At 69.3% G+C, this 17,287-nt stretch carries 11 protein-coding genes; 2 read left to right on the forward strand and 9 right to left on the reverse strand.

Going from position 1 to position 17,287, the window contains the following annotated elements; genetic code table 11:
* Positions 1-38: 38 nt before the first annotated feature.
* Entirely contained in the window at positions 39-602 is a 564-nt protein-coding gene (locus tag ACFVH2_RS14055) for a TetR/AcrR family transcriptional regulator (protein WP_378426926.1), read from the reverse strand.
* 103 nt (positions 603-705) lie between these two features.
* Here ACFVH2_RS14055 and ACFVH2_RS14060 point away from each other — a divergent pair, with 103 nt between their 5' ends.
* A complete protein-coding gene (locus ACFVH2_RS14060; RefSeq protein WP_378426928.1) occupies positions 706-2,235 on the forward strand; it encodes an MFS transporter in 1,530 nt (509 codons plus the stop codon).
* A 10-nt stretch (positions 2,236-2,245) separates the two neighbouring features.
* On the opposite strand, the gene treZ is transcribed toward ACFVH2_RS14060, so the two are convergent.
* From treZ to ACFVH2_RS14075, 3 genes are all read right to left on the reverse strand, one after another.
* Positions 2,246-4,003: a malto-oligosyltrehalose trehalohydrolase gene (treZ, locus tag ACFVH2_RS14065; protein ID WP_378426930.1), complete on the reverse strand. Its 1,758-nt coding sequence runs from the start codon at positions 4,001-4,003 to the stop codon at positions 2,246-2,248.
* Between the two features lie 65 nt (positions 4,004-4,068).
* A complete protein-coding gene (locus ACFVH2_RS14070) occupies positions 4,069-4,839 on the reverse strand; it encodes an adenylate/guanylate cyclase domain-containing protein (RefSeq protein WP_378426932.1) in 771 nt (256 codons plus the stop codon).
* Between the two features lie 172 nt (positions 4,840-5,011).
* On the reverse strand, positions 5,012-6,844 hold the full coding sequence (locus ACFVH2_RS14075) for a DUF222 domain-containing protein (RefSeq protein WP_378426934.1): 1,833 nt from the start codon (positions 6,842-6,844) through the stop codon (positions 5,012-5,014).
* Positions 6,845-7,074: 230 nt separating this feature from the next.
* Here ACFVH2_RS14075 and ACFVH2_RS14080 point away from each other — a divergent pair, with 230 nt between their 5' ends.
* A complete protein-coding gene (locus ACFVH2_RS14080; RefSeq protein WP_378426936.1) occupies positions 7,075-7,767 on the forward strand; it encodes a hypothetical protein in 693 nt (230 codons plus the stop codon).
* Between the two features lie 135 nt (positions 7,768-7,902).
* Here ACFVH2_RS14080 and ACFVH2_RS14085 read toward each other — a convergent pair whose 3' ends face one another.
* The 5 genes from ACFVH2_RS14085 to ACFVH2_RS14105 all read right to left on the reverse strand — a co-directional run bounded on the left by ACFVH2_RS14085 (position 7,903) and on the right by ACFVH2_RS14105 (position 17,077).
* Entirely contained in the window at positions 7,903-8,712 is an 810-nt protein-coding gene (locus ACFVH2_RS14085; protein WP_378426938.1) for a mycofactocin-coupled SDR family oxidoreductase, read from the reverse strand.
* A gap of 96 nt (positions 8,713-8,808) precedes the next feature.
* Positions 8,809-11,136 (reverse strand): malto-oligosyltrehalose synthase, encoded by a 2,328-nt coding sequence (gene treY, locus ACFVH2_RS14090; RefSeq protein ID WP_378426939.1) that lies wholly within the window; start codon positions 11,134-11,136, stop codon positions 8,809-8,811.
* The gene (gene glgX, locus ACFVH2_RS14095) at positions 11,133-13,244 is read right to left on the reverse strand and encodes a glycogen debranching protein GlgX (protein WP_378426941.1); all 2,112 of its coding nucleotides are present in this window, start codon (positions 13,242-13,244) and stop codon (positions 11,133-11,135) included. The genes treY and glgX overlap by 4 nt, the downstream gene beginning before the upstream one ends.
* An 84-nt stretch (positions 13,245-13,328) precedes the next feature.
* Positions 13,329-15,032 carry an Ig-like domain repeat protein gene (locus tag ACFVH2_RS14100; protein WP_378426943.1) on the reverse strand — a complete coding sequence of 568 codons (1,704 nt, stop codon included), beginning with the start codon at positions 15,030-15,032 and terminating at the stop codon, positions 13,329-13,331.
* 56 nt (positions 15,033-15,088) lie between these two features.
* On the reverse strand, positions 15,089-17,077 hold the full coding sequence (locus ACFVH2_RS14105; protein ID WP_378426945.1) for an Ig-like domain repeat protein: 1,989 nt from the start codon (positions 17,075-17,077) through the stop codon (positions 15,089-15,091).
* Positions 17,078-17,287 lie beyond the last annotated feature (210 nt).

The raw sequence follows: 17,287 nt of genomic DNA on the forward strand, positions 1-17,287 counted from the left end.
GCGGCACATTCGTGGCGCGGGTCGGGGAAATGCGGCCCCTATGTGGATGCGCCGCTACGTCTGTCGCCTTCCCGATCCAGCAGCCGGTTCACCACCTTGCGATGAAGCTCGGGGTCGGGCTGCGGCAGGCCCATCAGCGCGGCGAGGTAGAGGCCGTCTCCGACGAGTCGCACGATCTCGGCTTGGACCGGGTCGGCGATCTCGGACCGTAGACCGTCGTCCCACGACCGCATCATGTCGATGACCGCCTGCTGTACCTCGCCCTGCTTCCCGTCGACCGACCGCAGCGCCGCGATGGTGGACTGGAACAGGGCGAGCTCGTTGGTGGTTCCGGCGTCCAGGGTCTGCAGGTACCACTCGGCTACCGAGGATCCGGACTCGGCGAGTTGCTGGTCGGACCGTTCGCCGAGTCGCCGCACCATGCCCGCGAGCAGCGCCTCCTTGCTGCGGAAGTGGTAGAGCAGCCCGCCCTTGGAGACGCCTGCCTCGGCGGCCACGGCCTCGAGGGTGACCTGGGAGAGCCCGCGCTCGAGCAGTAGTCGTTCGAGGGCGTCGAGGATTCGGTCGCGGGTGCTCGCCGCGGGTGTCGCTGTCACAGACATCACTGTACCGGCTGGACGGTTCACTGCTAACCTGGTGCGGTCACTGTACCGGCTGGACGGTTCAGTGCGGATTCTTCTGATATCGAGCTGAGTGGGAGCAACCGTGTCTGTCACCACAGACAAGAAACCGATCGACCACGCGTCCGACGTCCGGGCGAGCGGCCGCGACTGGCTGGGCCTGATCGTGCTGGCGCTCGCCGTCTTCCTGATCTCCGTCGACTCCACGGTCCTGGACCTCGCGCTGCCGTTCCTCAGCGCAGATCTCGCGCCGAGCAGCACCCAGTTGCTGTGGATCATCGACATCTACTCGTTCGTCCTCGCCGGACTGCTCATCACCATGGGCACCCTCGGCGACCGGATCGGTCGCCGCCGGTTGCTGCTGATCGGAGCCGCCGGATTCGGTGTCGCCTCGGTGATCGCGGCGTTCTCGGCGAGCCCGGAGATGATGATCGCGGCGCGCGTTCTGCAGGGCGTCTCCGGCGCGACGCTGATGCCCGCGACGCTCGGCCTGATCCGGACCATGTTCGTCGACCCGCGTCAGCGGACCACCGCGATCGGCGTGTGGGGAGCGATGGCAGGCGGCGGCGCCGCGGCCGGACCGTTGGTCGGCGGTTGGCTCCTCGAGCACTTCTGGTGGGGTTCGGTGTTCCTGGTGAACCTGCCGGTGATGGCCGCGCTGGTCGTGTTCGGACCGATGGTGATCCGGGAGTCCAAGGATCCGAACCCCGGTCGTTTCGACCTGCCGAGTGCCGCGCTGTCGATGCTGACGATGGTGCCCCTCGTGTACGCGGTCAAGGAGTCCGTGGCACACGGCCTCGACCTGACCCTGGCGGCGGTCGGTGCGGTGGGCCTGCTCGCCGGCTACGCCTTCGTGCGCAGGCAGTCGCGGCTCGAGAACCCGATGATCGACCTTCGGTTGTTCCGTCGCCCGGCCTTCACCACCGCGGTGCTGACCAACCTGCTCTCGGTGTTCGCGCTCGCCGGTGTGCTGTTCTTCGGCTCGCAGTACCTGCAGTTGGTGCTCGGCAAGACTCCGCTGCAGGCCGGGCTGCTGATGCTCCCCGGAACCGCGACGAGCATCGTGTTCTCGTTGCTGGCCGCGTGGTTCGTGCGCAGGTGGCGACCGGGAACGGTGCTGTCGATCGGGCTCGCGGTCGCCGCTGTCGGTGCTGCCGCGATGATGTGGCTGCGCGCCGACGGCGGCCCCGCGATGTTCGTGGGCGGCTTCGTGCTGATCGGATCCGGTGTGGGCATCGCGCTGACACTGACGTCCGACCTGGTGGTCAGCTCGGTCGAACCCGAGCGGGCCGGTGCGGCGTCGGCGGTGTCCGAGACGGCGTACGAGCTCGGCGTTGCGCTCGGTGTCGCGATCCTCGGCAGTGTGGTCCTCGCGATGTTCCGTCGGGGACTGGACGTCTCGGCGCTTGCCGACGATGCCGGGCACGCCGCGCAGGAGACCCTCGGCGGTGCGGTGGCGGTCGCGCAGTCCGCGCCGCAGGAGATCGGGGCCGCCCTGGTCGAGTCGGCGCACCAGTCCTTCGTCAGCGGTATGCACGTGGCCGCCGCGATCACCGCGGTGATTCTGCTCGTCACCTCGGTGCTCGTTCGCCGGTTGATGCGGACCGGTCAGTGACCAAGGTTCGCTAGTTCGCGCCCAGGATCACGAACGAGTGGCCGGGAACGACGGTGGCCGCGGCGGTCTGGTCCTGGGTCGGCGGGTCCCACCACAGCAGTGGGCGCCCGCCGACCGGGACCGTCACCGGGCCCGATCCGAGGTTGCAGGCCAGTCGGATGTCGCCGCGCTGCAGCACGATCCAGCGTTCGTCCTCGTCGTAGTCCACGACGAGGTGTTCGAGCCACGGATCGGTGAGCTCGGCTCGCTCGGCTCGGAGTGCGATGAGCGCGCGGTAGCAGTCGAGGAGGCGCCGGTGATCGGGCTCGGCGAGCTCGCCCCAGTTCAGCTTGGACCGCAGAAAGGTCTGCGGGTCCTGCGGATCGGGCACCGCGTCGCTGTCCCAGCCGTGCTCGGCGAACTCCGCGCGCCTGCCCGCGGCGGTGGCCACGGCCAGCTCGGGTTCCGGATGCGAGGTGAAGAACTGGAACGGGGTGCTCGCGCCCCACTCCTCACCCATGAACAGCATGGGGGTGTAGGGCGACCCGAGCACCAGTGCCGCCTTGGTCGCGAGCTGGCCCGCCGACAGGTAACTCCCCGGACGGTCGCCGACCGCACGGTTGCCGACCTGGTCGTGGGAACAGGTGTACGCGAGCAGTGCGCTGGCGGGGGTGCGTCGCACGTCGAGCGGGCGGCCGTGGGCGCGGCCGCGGAAACTGGAGTAGGTGCCCGCGTGGAAGAAGCCCTGCCGCAGGGTGCTCGCCAGACACTGCAGCGAGCCGAAATCGCCGTAGTAGCCCTGCCGTTCGTCCGACACGGCGGCGTGCACAGCATGGTGGATGTCGTCGTTCCACTGTGCGTCGAGGCCGTAGCCGCCCGCCGACCGGGGCGCGATCAGGACCGGATCGTTGAGATCGGACTCCGCGATCAGCGTGAGCGGCCTGCGCAGGTGGGTCGAGAGTGCTTGCGTCTCGACGGCAAGGTCCTCGAGCAGGTGCGTGGCGGTGCGATCGTCGAGCGCGTGTACCGCATCGAGGCGCAGACCGTCGATGTGGAAGTCGCGCAGCCAGCGCAGCGCGTTGTCGATGATGTAGCGACGCACCTCGCCCGAGGACGGCCCGGAGATGTTGACGCCTCGACCCCACGGGTTGGCGGTCTCGGACAGGTAGGGCCCGAAGCGGTCGAGATAGTTCCCGGACGGGCCGAGGTGGTTGTAGACCACGTCGAGGATGACGCCGAGACCGCGGCGGTGGCAGGCGTCGACCAGGCGCCGCAGGCCGTCCGGGCCGCCGTACGGCTCGTGCACCGTGTACCAGAGGACGCCGTCGTAGCCCCAGCCTCGCTCGCCGTTGAAACCGTTGACGGGCATCAGTTCGACGAAGCCGACACCGAGGTCTGCGAGGTGGTCGAGGTGCTCGATCGCGGCGTCGAATGTGCCCTCGGCGGTGAACGTTCCGACGTGCAGTTCGTAGACGACGCTGCCGGCGAGTTGGCGTCCGGTCCACTGCTCGTCGGTCCAGGTGTCTGGGTCGAGTGTGTGCCGTTGCGAGGCGGAGTGCACCCCGTCGGGCTGTCGCGGGGACCTCGGGTCGGGCAGCACCGTCGGATCGTCGTCGAGAACGAAGCCGTACCGACTGTCGTCGCGCGCGGGAACATCGGCGCGCCACCAACCGTCGTCGCTGCGGGACATGGGGTGCAGGCCGCCGTCCAGGTGCAGCTGAACTCGGCTTGGAAGTGGTGCCCAGACCTCGAATCGGTGCTGGGTGGCTGTCGCGCCAGATTCGGTCACGGTGCCAGCATGCCGCACTCGGCGGAGCAGCGCAGGCGAGCGGGGCTACCGAGTCATGGAGACGTTCAGGGGAATTCCTCGTGGTGGACGGGTTCGGCGATGACGGTCGGCTCGGCGCGACCCCTCAGCGTGACGCTCCGGTCGGTCGTCCAGTGTTTCGCCTCTTCGTCCGCTGCCGCCGCCACGGCGTGCCCCGACGCGAAGGTCCGGGTGCCGCACGTCTTCGCGATGCCGGACAGTCGCGCGGCTTCGTTGACCGGATCGCCGATGACCGTGTACTCGTAGCGCTGCTCGGCTCCGATGTTGCCGGCGAAGACCTCCCCGAACGTGACACCGATTCCGAAGTCGATCGTGTGGAGCGCGCCCAGGGTGCGCCGGAGGCACCGAGCGGTCGCGAGGGCGAAGCCCGCCGGGTCCAGCACCGGTCGCGGGGCGCCGAAGATGGCGAGCGCCGCATCGCCCTCGAACTTGTTGACGAAGCCGTGGTGACCCTCGACCGCGGTGACGACGATCCGAAAGAACTCGTTGAGTACGGCTGCCATCGCGGCCGGCGGCCGGGTGGCCGCCAGTGAGGTGGAGCCGACGAGGTCGAAGAACAGAATCGCGGCCTCGGTGATTTCGCCGCCCGCCAGGGCGTCGCCTTCCTGCAGTGAATCGTGTTCGAGTGCCAGTCGCGCCACGTCGCGCCCGACGTGCCTGCACAGGAGGTCGTGCAGGCGCTCCCGCTCGGCCAATCCGCGCACGACCTCGTCGAACTGCGCCGCCTCGTGAGCGGCGTCGTGTCGTGGGAGGGTCGGGTCGATGACCGTGGTGAGGTAACGCTCGTGGCTGAACATTGCCCCGACTTCCTACTCGTGGCGGTATCCGGACAGGTCCGGGATGCTTGCAGGTCAATCGTGGGCCGGAGGTGTCGGGATGTAGCCAGTAGTCGACTACTCCAATCGCGGCCCGCACATCGGCCGGCCGCTGCGTAGTCGACCCCGGCCGCCGGCCACTCACCCGCAGTCCTCAGAACGGTGGCGGGTCGTCCGCGGTCTCTGCGTGCTCGGGTATCGGTGGGGCGGCTCGCCGGGTCGTGACCCTCGGCGCGGGCGTCCCCGGGTCGGGGTGGCCGTGTACGGCGGCGGGGAGTGTGACGGCGCGGGTGCCCGTGGTGGTGGAGGTCCAGAGCAGTGCGTGGCCGGTGGTGGCGGGGTGGCCGAGCGCGGTAGCGGTCCAGAATCCGAGTGTCTCGAGTTGGTGGTGGAACGCGCAGAGGCATTGGAGGTTGGTGACGACGGTCCAGCCGCCGCGGATGGGGTCCCGGTGGCGGTATTCGACGATGTGGTCGAGTTGGCATCCGGTGGCGGGTCGGTGGCAGCCGGGGAACCTGCAGTGGCCGTCGCGGGCGCGGACGAGTGCGGTGGTGGCGGCGTCGGGTCGGTAGGTGAGGGCGCGGGGTGGTGGTGTGAGGAGTCCGCCGTGTCCGTGGCGGAGTCCGGTGGCGAGGGTGGGGGCGGCGTCGACGGCGGCGAGGATGGCGTCGGCGAGGGTGCCGACGCTGGTGGGTGCCGCGGGCGTGATCGCGGCTGGCGGCGCCGCGGTGGGTGGGAGGTGTCCGGCGCGGCGGCGACTGCCTCGGGCGAGGAACGTGCGCACGGTGAAGTGCGGTGTCGAACTGGTCGGGGCGACTGGTGGTGGCGAGTTCGGCTCGGCGACAGGATCGTTGGATCGTTCGTTGTCGTTGTCGTTGTCGTTGTCATTGTCGGTGTTGTCGAGGAGGCCGAGGTGTTCGGCGAGTTCGAGGGTTTCGGTGAGGAGCATCTGCCAGGTGCCGTCGGTGGCGAGCTGGCGTGCGAGGTCTGGGTCTATGGGTCCGTGGCCGTGGAGGTGAGCGGGTTCGGAGAGCAGGCCGAGGAGGGTTTCGACGCTGACGGTGATCTGGGTGAGGGGTGTGCGTCGGCCGGGGGCGGCGTCGGGTCCGGTGGCGGTGCAGTCGTTGCGGCCGCATGCGCAGGTGAGGTGGCGTTCGCCGTGGACGAGGGCGAGGACGGCGTCGACGAGGGCGCTCTGGCGGCCGCGGTGGTCGTGGGGGCAGATGGTGGCGGCGATCTCGGTGAGCACCTGCATGGTTTGTTCGGCTTCGTCGGGGGAGAGGCCGACCTCGATGGTGGTCGAGGTGCCGCGGGAGCGTTTGACGACCTTGCGGGTTTGGCGGAGGTCTTCGTCGCGGGCGGCGGCGGCCTCGTCTGGGGCGTGGCGTGTGATCAGTCGGGTGATTTCGGCGGCGAGGGGTCCGGGGGTGAGGTGGCGGGCGGCGGCGACGACTTCGGGTTCGAGTGTGGTGAGGGTGTCGGGTGTCAGTGCGGTGGTTTCGCGGCAGATGACGCGGACGCGGGCGAGGTCGAGGTCGCCGGCCTCGAATCGTTGCCGGGTTTCGGGCAGGCGGAGCCGCAGGTCCATGCCGATCTCGGCGTAGGCCTGGGCCGTGGTGCGGGAGCAGCCGAGGCGGACGGCGATCTCGGCGATGGCGCCGTTGCCGCAGTCGACGATGTCGCCGGAGCCGAGGCGGACGTCGCGTTCTATCCAGTTCTCCCAGAGGCGGGCGGCCCAGGTGATCTTGCGGGCGGCGGCGCGGTTCTCGTCGCGGGCGTGGTCGCTGATCGCGGTGAGGGTGGTGGTGTCGGAGAGGATCTCGGCGACGGCGCCTTCCATCCGTGAGCCCATCGCGGCGATCGCGTGGTCGCTGTGGACGGTGGTGCGGAGGGGTTCGGGGTCGATGGTCAGGTCGGTGAACACGCGCCAGGACGACCCCTGCCCGGTGTGGGCGGTGATGACGACTCGACCACGCGACTCGAACATGTGTGCGAGTCTGCATGTCGGTGCCGACACTGTCCCGGTTTCGCCGAAGATCGCCGCTGTAACGGCGGGCGAGTCGACCAACTCGTCGTCAGCCGAAACGGAAATTGCAGTCTGAGGTTTCCCGTCTGGGCGAGGCTGTCGCCTGCCGCTCCGGCCCGCACACGTCGGGCGTCTCGTCGGATTCGGCGAGTGGCGGGCTCGGTCGTGTCGAAGCGGGCTAGATTCCGGGTATGAGCGAGCGGGTGTCGATCGCTGCCGGTGAGTTGGCGCGCCGGCTGGGCCGCATCGAGGCCGCGCCGGGCTCGGACGCCGAGGTCGCGGACCGGATGCTGCGGGGGTCGGGCCTCTCGCTGCGTGGGACCGTCGTCCAGCTGATTCACAGTGCGCTCGATCACCTGGACCTGGCAGGCCGGGACGCGGACCCGCACGAGTTCGCACACCCGACCCTGGTCCGCTCCGCCATCACGACCGCGGCCACCGCGCTGTGGCTCATGGCCGGTCCGATCGACGAACAGTGCTATCGCACACTGCAGTTCGGCTACCGCGACCAGGTCTACCGCCGTCAATACCTGGAGACGAACCGCGCTGCGCCGGGCGAGTGCGCCGACGCCGACGCGAAACGTGCGGAGTTGTTGGCCGCCGCCGGGACGCTGCGTCCCGGACTGAGTGAGCGCCGCTTCCGCGCCATCGACTCGGACAGTTTCATCGTCGCCCAGGCCGGCTTGCTGATGCCGCAGGATGCGCTCGGCGGGCCCGATCCGGCGACGGAGGTCACCGCTCAGTGGAACCTGCTCAGCGCCTACGCGCACGGCCGGACCTGGGCGGCTGTCGAGACGGGCGACCGGGTGGACAACGCCGAGGTCGCCCTCGCGGTGGCACAGGCGGCGGTGGCCCGACTCGAACGGCTCAGCACCGCGTTTTGACGCGTGCCGGGCGGGATCGCGAAACCGTTTCGAGTGCAGCCGGTTTCGACATGTTCGACGACGAGCCGCCGACCGGACGGCTTCCGGTCGGCGGCTCGGCGGACGTCGACGATGCGGCGTTGCCGTTCGGCCGCGTCAGCGGGCGGCGTTGCCCAGGTCGATCGGCATGTTGATGCCGGTGATGTGGTGCGCCTCCTCGGAGCAGAGGAACGCGACGACGTTCGCGACGTCCTCGGGCTCGCTGAAGCCGTAGGGCAGCGAGGGCATGAACGCCGGCGCGAGGGTCTCGGCGAACCGCTCCATCAGCGGGACCACGTCGGTCATGACCATGCCAGTCGCCACGCCGTAGGGGTGCACGCTGTTGACCCGGATCTTGTGCATGCCCAACTCGTTGGCCATGGTCCGGGTCAGCCCCGCCATGCCGGCCTTGCTCGCGACGTAGTGGCCGAAGAAGGGGGCGCCCTTGAGGCTCGACACCGAGCTGGTCAGGACGATGGCACCGCCCTCGCCCTGCTCGATCAGCTTCGGGATCGCGGCCTTGCAGGTGAAGAACGCGCCGGTCAGGTTGACGTCGATGGTCTCCTGCCACTGTTCGGGGGTGATCTCCCAGGACAGCGCCGCCGAACAGATGCCCGCGTTCGCGACCACGGCGTCGAGGCGACCGAACGCCTCGATGCCCGCGTCCAGCGCGGCGGTGACGGCGGCGAAGTCACGGACGTCGGCCTTGGTGGCGACGATCTTGCGGCCCTGCTCCTCGACGAGGCGGACGGTCTCGGCGAGGTCCTCCTCGGTGGCGCCTTCGTAGGGGGTGGAGGCGAACTTCGTGCACGCGTCGAGGGCGATGATGTTCGCGCCCTCGGAGGCGAACTTGACCGCCTCGGCCCTGCCCTGACCGCGCGCTGCGCCGGTGATGAATGCGACCTTGCCCTCGAACCGATTACCCATGTGCGGAGTTCCTTCGCGTGCGTCGTGAACTGTGTCTCCGGTCACGTTAGGTGGTCATTCGTCATCGTGTGACGAAATGTCTCGGCCAGTGGAACGTCACTGGCGCTCGCGCACGAAGAGCGCTACCCCGCGTCGCGCGAAGAGGGCCTCGAGATCGACGGCGCCGCTGGCACGCCGGCCGTGCAGTCGCTCCGACCAGGTTCCCGGCGGCAGGTGCAGCACGGTGCCGCCCCAGCCGTGTTCGGCGAGGGCGACGGTCAGCCGCGTCGCGACGGCGATCACGTCCTCGCCACGGGCGAACCCGACGAGGTGTGCGGCGGCCGGGCCGTCGGCGAACACGGGCCGGTAGCCGCCGCCAACGAAGCTGTCGGGTCGCTCGCGGCGCACCCGCAGCGCTTCCCGCACGACCAGAAGCTTCACGGAGTCGTCGACGGCAGTGTCCGGGTCCACCGCGGCGAGCAGCCTGCGCCGGAGGTCGAAGTCGACCCCGCGGCGGTTGTCCGGGTCGACCAGGGAGTCCTCCCACAGCTCGGTGCCCTGGTACACGTCGGGAACGCCAGGAGCGGTGAGCTGGAGTAGCTTCTGGCCCACCGCAACGGCCCGCCCGTGCGGGGCGAGGCGGCGCACCAGCGTCGACATCGATTCGGCCACCGGACCGTCGAACACCGCGTCCAGCCACTCGTGCACCCGCGACTCGAAGACCGAGTCCACTCGCTCCCAGGAGGTGTGCACGCCTGCCTCGCGAACCGCCTTCGTGGCGTAGTCGTGCAGCCGGCGCCGGACCTCGGCGTCGGGTCTGCCGTCCGCGGGCCAGACGCCGAAAACGTTCTGCCACAGGAACAGTCCGGTTGCGCCGTCCGGGCTGGGCGTCGAGGACTCCCATTCGGCCACCGCCTCCGACCAGTGCTCCGGGACCTGCGAGAGCACCCCGATGCGGGCGCGCACGTCCTCCCCGCGCTTGGTGTCGTGGGTGGACAGGGTCGTCATGGCCGCCGGCCACCGGCGCGCCCGCTCGGCCTGCGCCAGGTGGAACTGGGCGACGGGCACGGCGAAGGCGCCCGGGTCACCGCCGACCTCCTGCGTCGACACCAGCCGCGCGGTCCGGTAGAACAGGCAGTCCTCGACGGCCTTGGCCCTTGCCGCGCCGCACACCTGCTGCAGCCGGGCAGCGGCCTCACCGTTCGCGAGGACCGCCGCCGTCAGCGCCGAGAGCGGCTCGGCCAGGGTGGGATCGGACGTCGCGGCGCGCGCGAGCGCCGCGCCGAGCATGCCGGCGAGCGGGCCGTAGTCGGTTCGGTAGGCGGGCACCTCGGCGACGGTGGCGACGACCGCGCGGGTCAACGCCGCGTCGTCCGCCGAGGTACCGCTCTCGCGGCGCACCGCACGAACGAGCCGGCGTACCTCCGGGGCCAGCGCGGTGCGCAGCACCTCGCGCTCGAGTTCGTGTGCGCTTCTCGCGAGCGTCTGCGCGTCGCCGGGGTCACCGGCGCGTTCGACGTGCAGGCGGCCGAGTTCCTCGGCGCCGGACGGGTCCACGAACACGCCACCGAACTCGGCGAGCGCGTCGTACCCGGTGGTCCCGTCCACCGGCAGTGCGGGGTCGAGGGGTTCTCCGGGGGCGAGGATCTTCTCGATCACCAGCCAGCGATCGGGGCCGAGCAGCCCGCGCAATCGGGTCAGGTAGTCGGCCGGGTCGGCCAGTCCGTCGGGATGGTCGACCCGTACCCCGTCGACAAGATCGTCGGCGAACCAGGACGCCGGCTCGCGATGCGTCGCGACGAACACCTCCGGATCCTCCTGGCGCAGGGCGGCCAGGGAATTCACGGTGAAGAAGCGGCGGTAGCCCACCTCGCCCGAGCGCCAGTGCACCAGCTCGTAGGCCTGGCGGCCGTGCACCCGCAGCGGGTCGCTCCCCTCGGTGCCGGGGGCGATCGGGAAGCGGTGCTCGTGATAGGCGAGCATCGGCTCGGGGCCGTCGTCGTCGATCACGACCGCGGCGAGACCGTCGTCGCCGAGCACCGGCAGGGCCAGTCGGCCGCGTTGCCAGTCGATGTCGAAGTACGTGGCGTACTCCGAGCCGCGGCCGTGCATGAGCACGTCCCACCACCAGCGATTCTGCCGCGCGTCGGCGATGCCGACGTGGTTCGGGACCAGGTCCACCACCACACCCATCCCGCGACGGCGCAGCTCGGTGACCAACGCCACCAGGGCCTTCCGGCCGCCGAGCGCAGTCGAGACCGTGGTCGGATCGGTGAGGTCGTAGCCGTGTGTGGAATCGTCCGCGGCGGTGAGCACCGGCGACAGGTACAGGTGCGAGACGCCGAGGTCGTCGAGGTAGTTGGCCAGGCCGCACGCGTCTCGCAGGGTCAGCACGTCCGCCCGAAGCTGGAGCCGGTACGTGGCATTGATCGGCTGCACGCTCACCGCACCCGGCGCAGCACGGTCAGGGCACGGGCCTCGACCTTCAGGCTCGCCCCTGAGCTCACGACATCCTCGGAATGTCCTGTGGGAGTGGCCGTGTCGAGCACGCTCACCCAGCGCGCGTCGTCGTCGCCGGGGACGGTGAATTCCAGCGCCTCGTCGTGGGCGTTGAAACAGAGCAGGAACGAGTCGTCCACGACGCGCTCGCCTCGACCGTTCGGCTCGGCGATGGCGTCGCCGTTGAGGAAGGCGGTCAGCGACCTGCCGAACCCGCTGCCCCAGTCCTCCGCGGTCATCTCCACCCCGGACGGGGTGAGCCAGGCGATGTCGCGAGCCTGCTCGCCGGACCGGGTCGGCCTGCCCTCGAAGAACCGTCTGCGCCGGAACACGGGATGCGCGGTGCGCAGCGCGATGGCGCGGCGGGTGAACTCGAGCAGGTCCGCGTTGGACTCCGCGAGCGACCAGTCCATCCACGACAGCGGTGAATCCTGGCAGTACACATTGTTGTTGCCCAGCTGGGTGCGGCCGATCTCGTCGCCGTGCGCGAGCATCGGGGTGCCCTGGCTGAGCAACAGGGTGCCGAGGATGTTGCGCCGTTGCCGGGCACGGAGTTCGAGGATGGCCGGGTCGTCGGTGGGGCCCTCCACGCCGCAGTTCCAGGATCGGTTGTGGCTCTCGCCGTCCTTGTTGTCCTCGCCGTTGGCCTGGTTGTGTTTCTCGTTGTAGGACACCAGGTCCGTGAGGGTGAAGCCGTCGTGGGCGGTGACGAAGTTGATACTCGCACTGGGGCGCCGCCCGGTGGACTCGTACAGGTCCGAGGAGCCGGTCAGACGGGAAGCGAACTCGCCCAACGTCGCCGGCTGCCCGCGCCAGTAGTCACGGACGGTGTCGCGGTACTTGCCGTTCCACTCGGTCCACAGTCCCGGGAAGTTTCCGACCTGGTAGCCGCCCTCGCCGACGTCCCACGGTTCGGCGATCAGCTTGACCTGGCTGACCACCGGATCCTGCTGCACCAGGTCGAAGAACGCGGAGAGCCGGTCCACGTCGTGCAGTTCCCGTGCGAGGGTGGAGGCGAGGTCGAAACGGAAGCCGTCCACGTGCATCTCGGTCACCCAGTACCGCAGCGAGTCCATGATCAGCTGCAGTGTGTGCGGGTGCCGGGCGTTGAGACTGTTCCCGGTGCCGGTGTAGTCCATGTAGTGCTCGGGTTCGTCGTCGACCAACCGGTAGTAAGCGGCGTTGTCGATGCCGCGGAAGCTGATGGTCGGGCCCTCGTGGTTGCCCTCGGCGGTGTGGTTGTAGACCACGTCGAGGATCACCTCGATGCCCGCCGCGTGGAAGGCCCGCACCATCGCCTTGAACTCGGCGACCGCGCCGCTGGCCTTCGCCGCGGACGAGTACTCGACGTGCGGTGCCAGGAAACCGAAGGTGTTGTAGCCCCAGTAGTTTCGCAACCCCTGGTCGAGCAGGATCTGGTCGTGCATGAACTGGTGGACCGGCATCAGCTCGATCGCGGTGACACCGAGCGAGGTCAGGTGGTCGATGACCACCGGGTGCGCGAGGCCGGCGTAGGTGCCCCGTAGTTCCTCCGGCACACCGGGATGCGTGGCCGTCATCCCCTTGACGTGCGCCTCGTAGATCACCGTCTCGTGGTAGGGCCGTTTCGGGGCACGGTCGGACGCCCAGTCGAAATACGGGTTGATCACCACCGTGGTCATGGTGTGGCCGAGGGTGTCCGCCCCGAACGTGGTCAGCGACCGATCCCCGTCGAAACTGCCGTCGAAGGCCTTCCCGTACGGGTCCAGCAGCAGCTTGCTCGGGTCGCAGCGGTGCCCGGCTCCCGGTTCGAAGGGGCCGTGCACCCGGTAGCCGTACCGCTGACCCGGCACCACCGTCGGCAGGTAGGCGTGCCACACGTGGCCGTCGACCTCGGTCAGCGGCACCCGGACCTCGCTGCCGTCGCGGTCGATCAGGCACAGTTCCACCGCGTCGGCGACCTCGGAGAACAGTGAGAAGTTGGTGCCCGCGCCGTCGTAGGTCGCGCCGAGCGGGTAGGCGCTGCCGGGCCATACCGACGGTGGGCGGGTCGCATCGTTGCCGGGCAGTGCCATCCCTCGACCCTAGCGGCCGGTTCGGCTCGCCCGCGCGTTGTCACCCACGGCACAGCGCGTTCGAGCCGGCGGTGCGCCCGTAGCTCAGGACCCGAAGAGAGTGCCGACCGATCCGTCGAGGCTGCCCGTGCTGCTGCCGCCGGTGTCGCCCGAGTTGATGGTCTGGAGCACGGTCAGGGTCCGCGGCGCCGATGCGGAGTCGACAAATCCTGCGCCGCCCGTGAACTCGGCGGTGACGTAGTAGGTGCCCGGGCCTGTGAACGTGGTCGCCAGCGTGGCGACGCCGCCGACGACCGGCACCGCGTCGCCTCGCGCAGTGGTGCCGATCCGGAACTGGACGGTGCCGACGGCGCCCACCGGATCGACCGTCGCCCGCAGCGTCACCGACTGACCGTTGTCGACGGTCCCGACCTCGTCGAGCGTGGTCGTGGTGGCCGTTGCCCCTGCGGGTACGGCGGTGACGTCGACCGGGAAGGCGGGTGCGACAGACGCATCGGTGCTCGGGCCACCGGTGTATCGAGCGACCGCGCTGTGGGCGCCGGCGGCGGTGAAGGTGTAGGAGACGACCGCCGCACCGTCGGTTCCGAGCGTGCCGGTCACCGTGTCGCTGCCGTCGACGGTGAACTCGACGGTGCCGCCCGGCACGGCGGGGGCGACCGTGGCGTGCAGGTTGACGGCCTGGCCGACCTGCGCACTCCCGGGTGCTGTCATCGTCGTCGTGGTGGCCCGGCGCACGGCGCTGACGGCGTAGGTGGCGAGGACGGCCTTGTGATCGGTCGGCCACGGCGTCGGCGAGGCGGCGAAGTTGTCCTGACCGGTCTCGGCCACTCGTTGGTTGCGCACGATCGTCGAGCGGGGTCCGACGATGCCGGCGTCCGACAAGGTCAGCATCGAGGCATTGTCGGTGAAGATGTAGTCGATGCGGTCACGTTCGTCCGCCGTCGGTGCCCAGGTGAGCTGCGATGTCGATTTGGCGGGATTGTCCGACGGCCAGGTGAAGCCCGGATGGGTCACCGGATCCGGGTACCTGCTGCGGTAGGCGTCGACGAAGCCGGCGTCGTGCAGGTGCTGCGTCGATGCCCACGGGACGACGACCCCGTTGTGGTCGAACAGGTCCTTCGTCGCGTCCGTCCAGTCCAGGGTGGACGGCTCGTTGAAGTCGCCGCCCATGATGATCGAACGGCCCCTGGCCTTCTCCCGCTCCGCATCGGCGATGAAGTTCGTGACGGCCAGGGGGCGGCCGGAATTGACGTTGACGCGCTGGACGGTCTCGACGTCGGTGACGGGTGCGGGCATCTTGTTCCAGCCGTACTGGGAGAACTCGCCCGAGGGAACGCCGGCTCCGTATCCGCGGGGCAGGTAGGTGGCGTACGAGGTGTAGTTCAGATGTGCGGCATACGTCGCGATTTGAATGTCGTCGACGGTGATGACGGTCTTGGTCATCGAGTCCAGGCTGGATGTCTCGGAGATCGGGAACTGGGAGAGGATGCCGGTGTCGGACGAACCCGCCGCGTAGAACTTGGTGCCCGCGTTGGTCAGCCTGGTCGCAATGGCGTTGGTTGCGCTGCTGTTCGACTCCGTGAGCAGCACGACATTGGCGCGGGTGGCGGTGATGATGTCGGCGACCATCTTCTGGCCGCCCGACACGCTCGTTCCGTTGACCCAGATGTTGATCGCCAACACGCGAATCTCCGTGCCGGGGGCGGCCCCGGCGAAGGAAGTTCTGGTTCCCAGTGCCACCGCGCCTGCGGTGACGGCCACGGCCTTGAACATCTGTCTGCGCGTCACACCATTCATCGAAAGTCAGCTTCCGTCGTTTGAGGGGTAGGTCAGCGGGGTGCGAGTCAGGAGCCGAAGAGGTTCTCCAGGCTGCCCAGTCCGCCGCCACCAGGGTTGCCGGGACCGGTGTCGCCCGGCACGGTCAGCGTCTGCGGGGCGGACGCCGAGTTGACGAAGCCCGCCGAGGCGATGAATTCCGCGGTGACACTGAAGGTTCCGGACGCCGCGAAGGTGGTCGACAGCGTCGCGACGCCGTTCGACACCGCCACCGGACCGCCGAGCGGGGTGTCGCCGAGCTTGAACTGGACCCTGCCGTTGGCGCTGATCGGATCGAGCTTGGCCCGCAGGGTGACGGGGGTGCCCTTCTCGACGGTGCCGACCGGGTCGAGCGTGGTGGTGGTCTGGACGTCGGTCGGCGGCGCGACGGTGACGTCGACCTGGAATTCCGGCGCAACCGAGGCCTCGGCACCGGTGGTGCCGGAGTACCGGGCGACCACGCGGTGGATGCCTGCGGCGGCGAAGGTGTACGGCGCGACCGCGGTGCCGTCGGTGCCCAACGTGCCGGTGACCTTGTCGCCGCCGTCGACGGTGAACTCCACGGTGCCGCCCTGGACAGTGGGGGACACCGTCGCGTGCAGGTTCACGTCCTGACCGGCGAACGCGCTGCCCGGCGCCGTCATCACGACGGTGGTGGCGACGGGGTCGGTGCCCACGTTGACTTGTTTGACCTCGGAGGTGGAACCGACGAAGCCGGGCGATCCGGAGTACACGGCCGTGATCGAGTGGGCGCCGTTGGTGTCGAAGGTGCGCGTGATCGAGGCCGTGCCGTTCGTGACCTCGACCGGTCCGCCGAGAGGTGTTGTGCCGTCGAGGAACTGGACGGTGCCGCCCTGTGCGGCCGGATCTATGGTCGCCGTGAGGACGACCTCGGCGCCGTTCTCGGCCGAGTCGGGGGCCGCGACGGTGGTGCTCGTCTCGACATCGGGGGTCGCGGTGTTGATCTGGTAGACCGCGAGAACCGCCTTGTGGTCGGTCGGCCAGGAGGTCGGTGAGGTGATGAAGTTGTCCTGGCCGGTCTCGGTCACTCGCTGGTTGCGCACGATGGTCGAGCGAGGCCCGACGATGCCGGCCTCGGTCAACGAGAGCTTCGACGCGCCGTCGGTGAAGATGTAGTCGATTCGGTCGCGCTCGTCGGCGGCCGGTGCCCAGCTGATCTGTGACGGAGACTTGGCGGGGTTGTCCGAGGGCCAGGTGAAGCCCGGGTGGGTCACCGGATTCGGGTACTTGCTGCGGTACGAGTCGACGAAGCCGGCCTGTTCGAGGCGCCGGGTGGTCTCCCATGGGATGACCACGCCGTTGTGGTCGAACAGGTTCTTGGCCGCGTCGGTCCAGTCGAGGGTCGACGGTTCGTTGAAATCTCCGCCCAGGATGATCGAACGCCCCTTGGCCTGCTCGAGTGCGGCGTCGTTGATGAAATTGGTGATGGCTTGCGGTCGGCCGGAGTTGATGTTGACACGCTGGACCGTCGTGACGTCGGTGACGGGCGCCGGCATCTTGTTCCAGCCGTACTGGGAGAACTCGCCCGAGTCATTGCCCGGCCCGTATCCTCGCGGGAGGTAGGTGGCGTAGTACTTGTAGTTCAAATGTGCTGCATACGTGGCAATTTGAACGCCGTCCACGGTGATCACCGTCTTGGTCATCCAGCCCAGGCTGGACGACTCGGAGATCGGGAACCGCGAGAGGATTCCGGTGTCGGACGTGGACGTCGCGAAGAACTTCGTGCCGGCGTTGGTCAGTGTGTTCGCCACCGAGTTCGTTGCACTGCTGTTCGACTCCGTGAGGATCACCACGTTGGCACGCGTGGCGGTGACGATGTCGGCGACCATCTTCAGGCCGCCGGACACGCTCGTTCCGTTGAGCCAGGTGTTGATCGCCAGTACGCGAATCTCCGTGCCGGGGGCCGCCCCCGCGATGCGCGTGCCGGTGCCCAGCGTCACCGCGCCCGCCGTGACCGCCATGGCCTTGAACATCTGTCGGCGTGTCAAACCATTCATCTTCGAACCAGCTTCCATCGTTTGCGCGAGAGTTATGAGGACATGGGGCCGCCTTCACGGTTGGTGACGGAGGTGCTGCGGAGGGAAAGCTGGCGCCGGGGTTGTGGCCAGCTGCCGCAGTTGTGCGGAGGGCGCCGAGGGCGGGTTGGGGGGCGGGCCCGCCGGCGAGGGGGGAGATAGCGGCGGTGCCGGCGCGGTGGGGGCGGGGCC

It is taken from the genome of Rhodococcus sp. NPDC127527 (genome assembly GCF_042672245.1).
In the GTDB taxonomy this organism is placed as follows: Bacteria; Actinomycetota; Actinomycetes; order Mycobacteriales; family Mycobacteriaceae; genus Rhodococcus_G.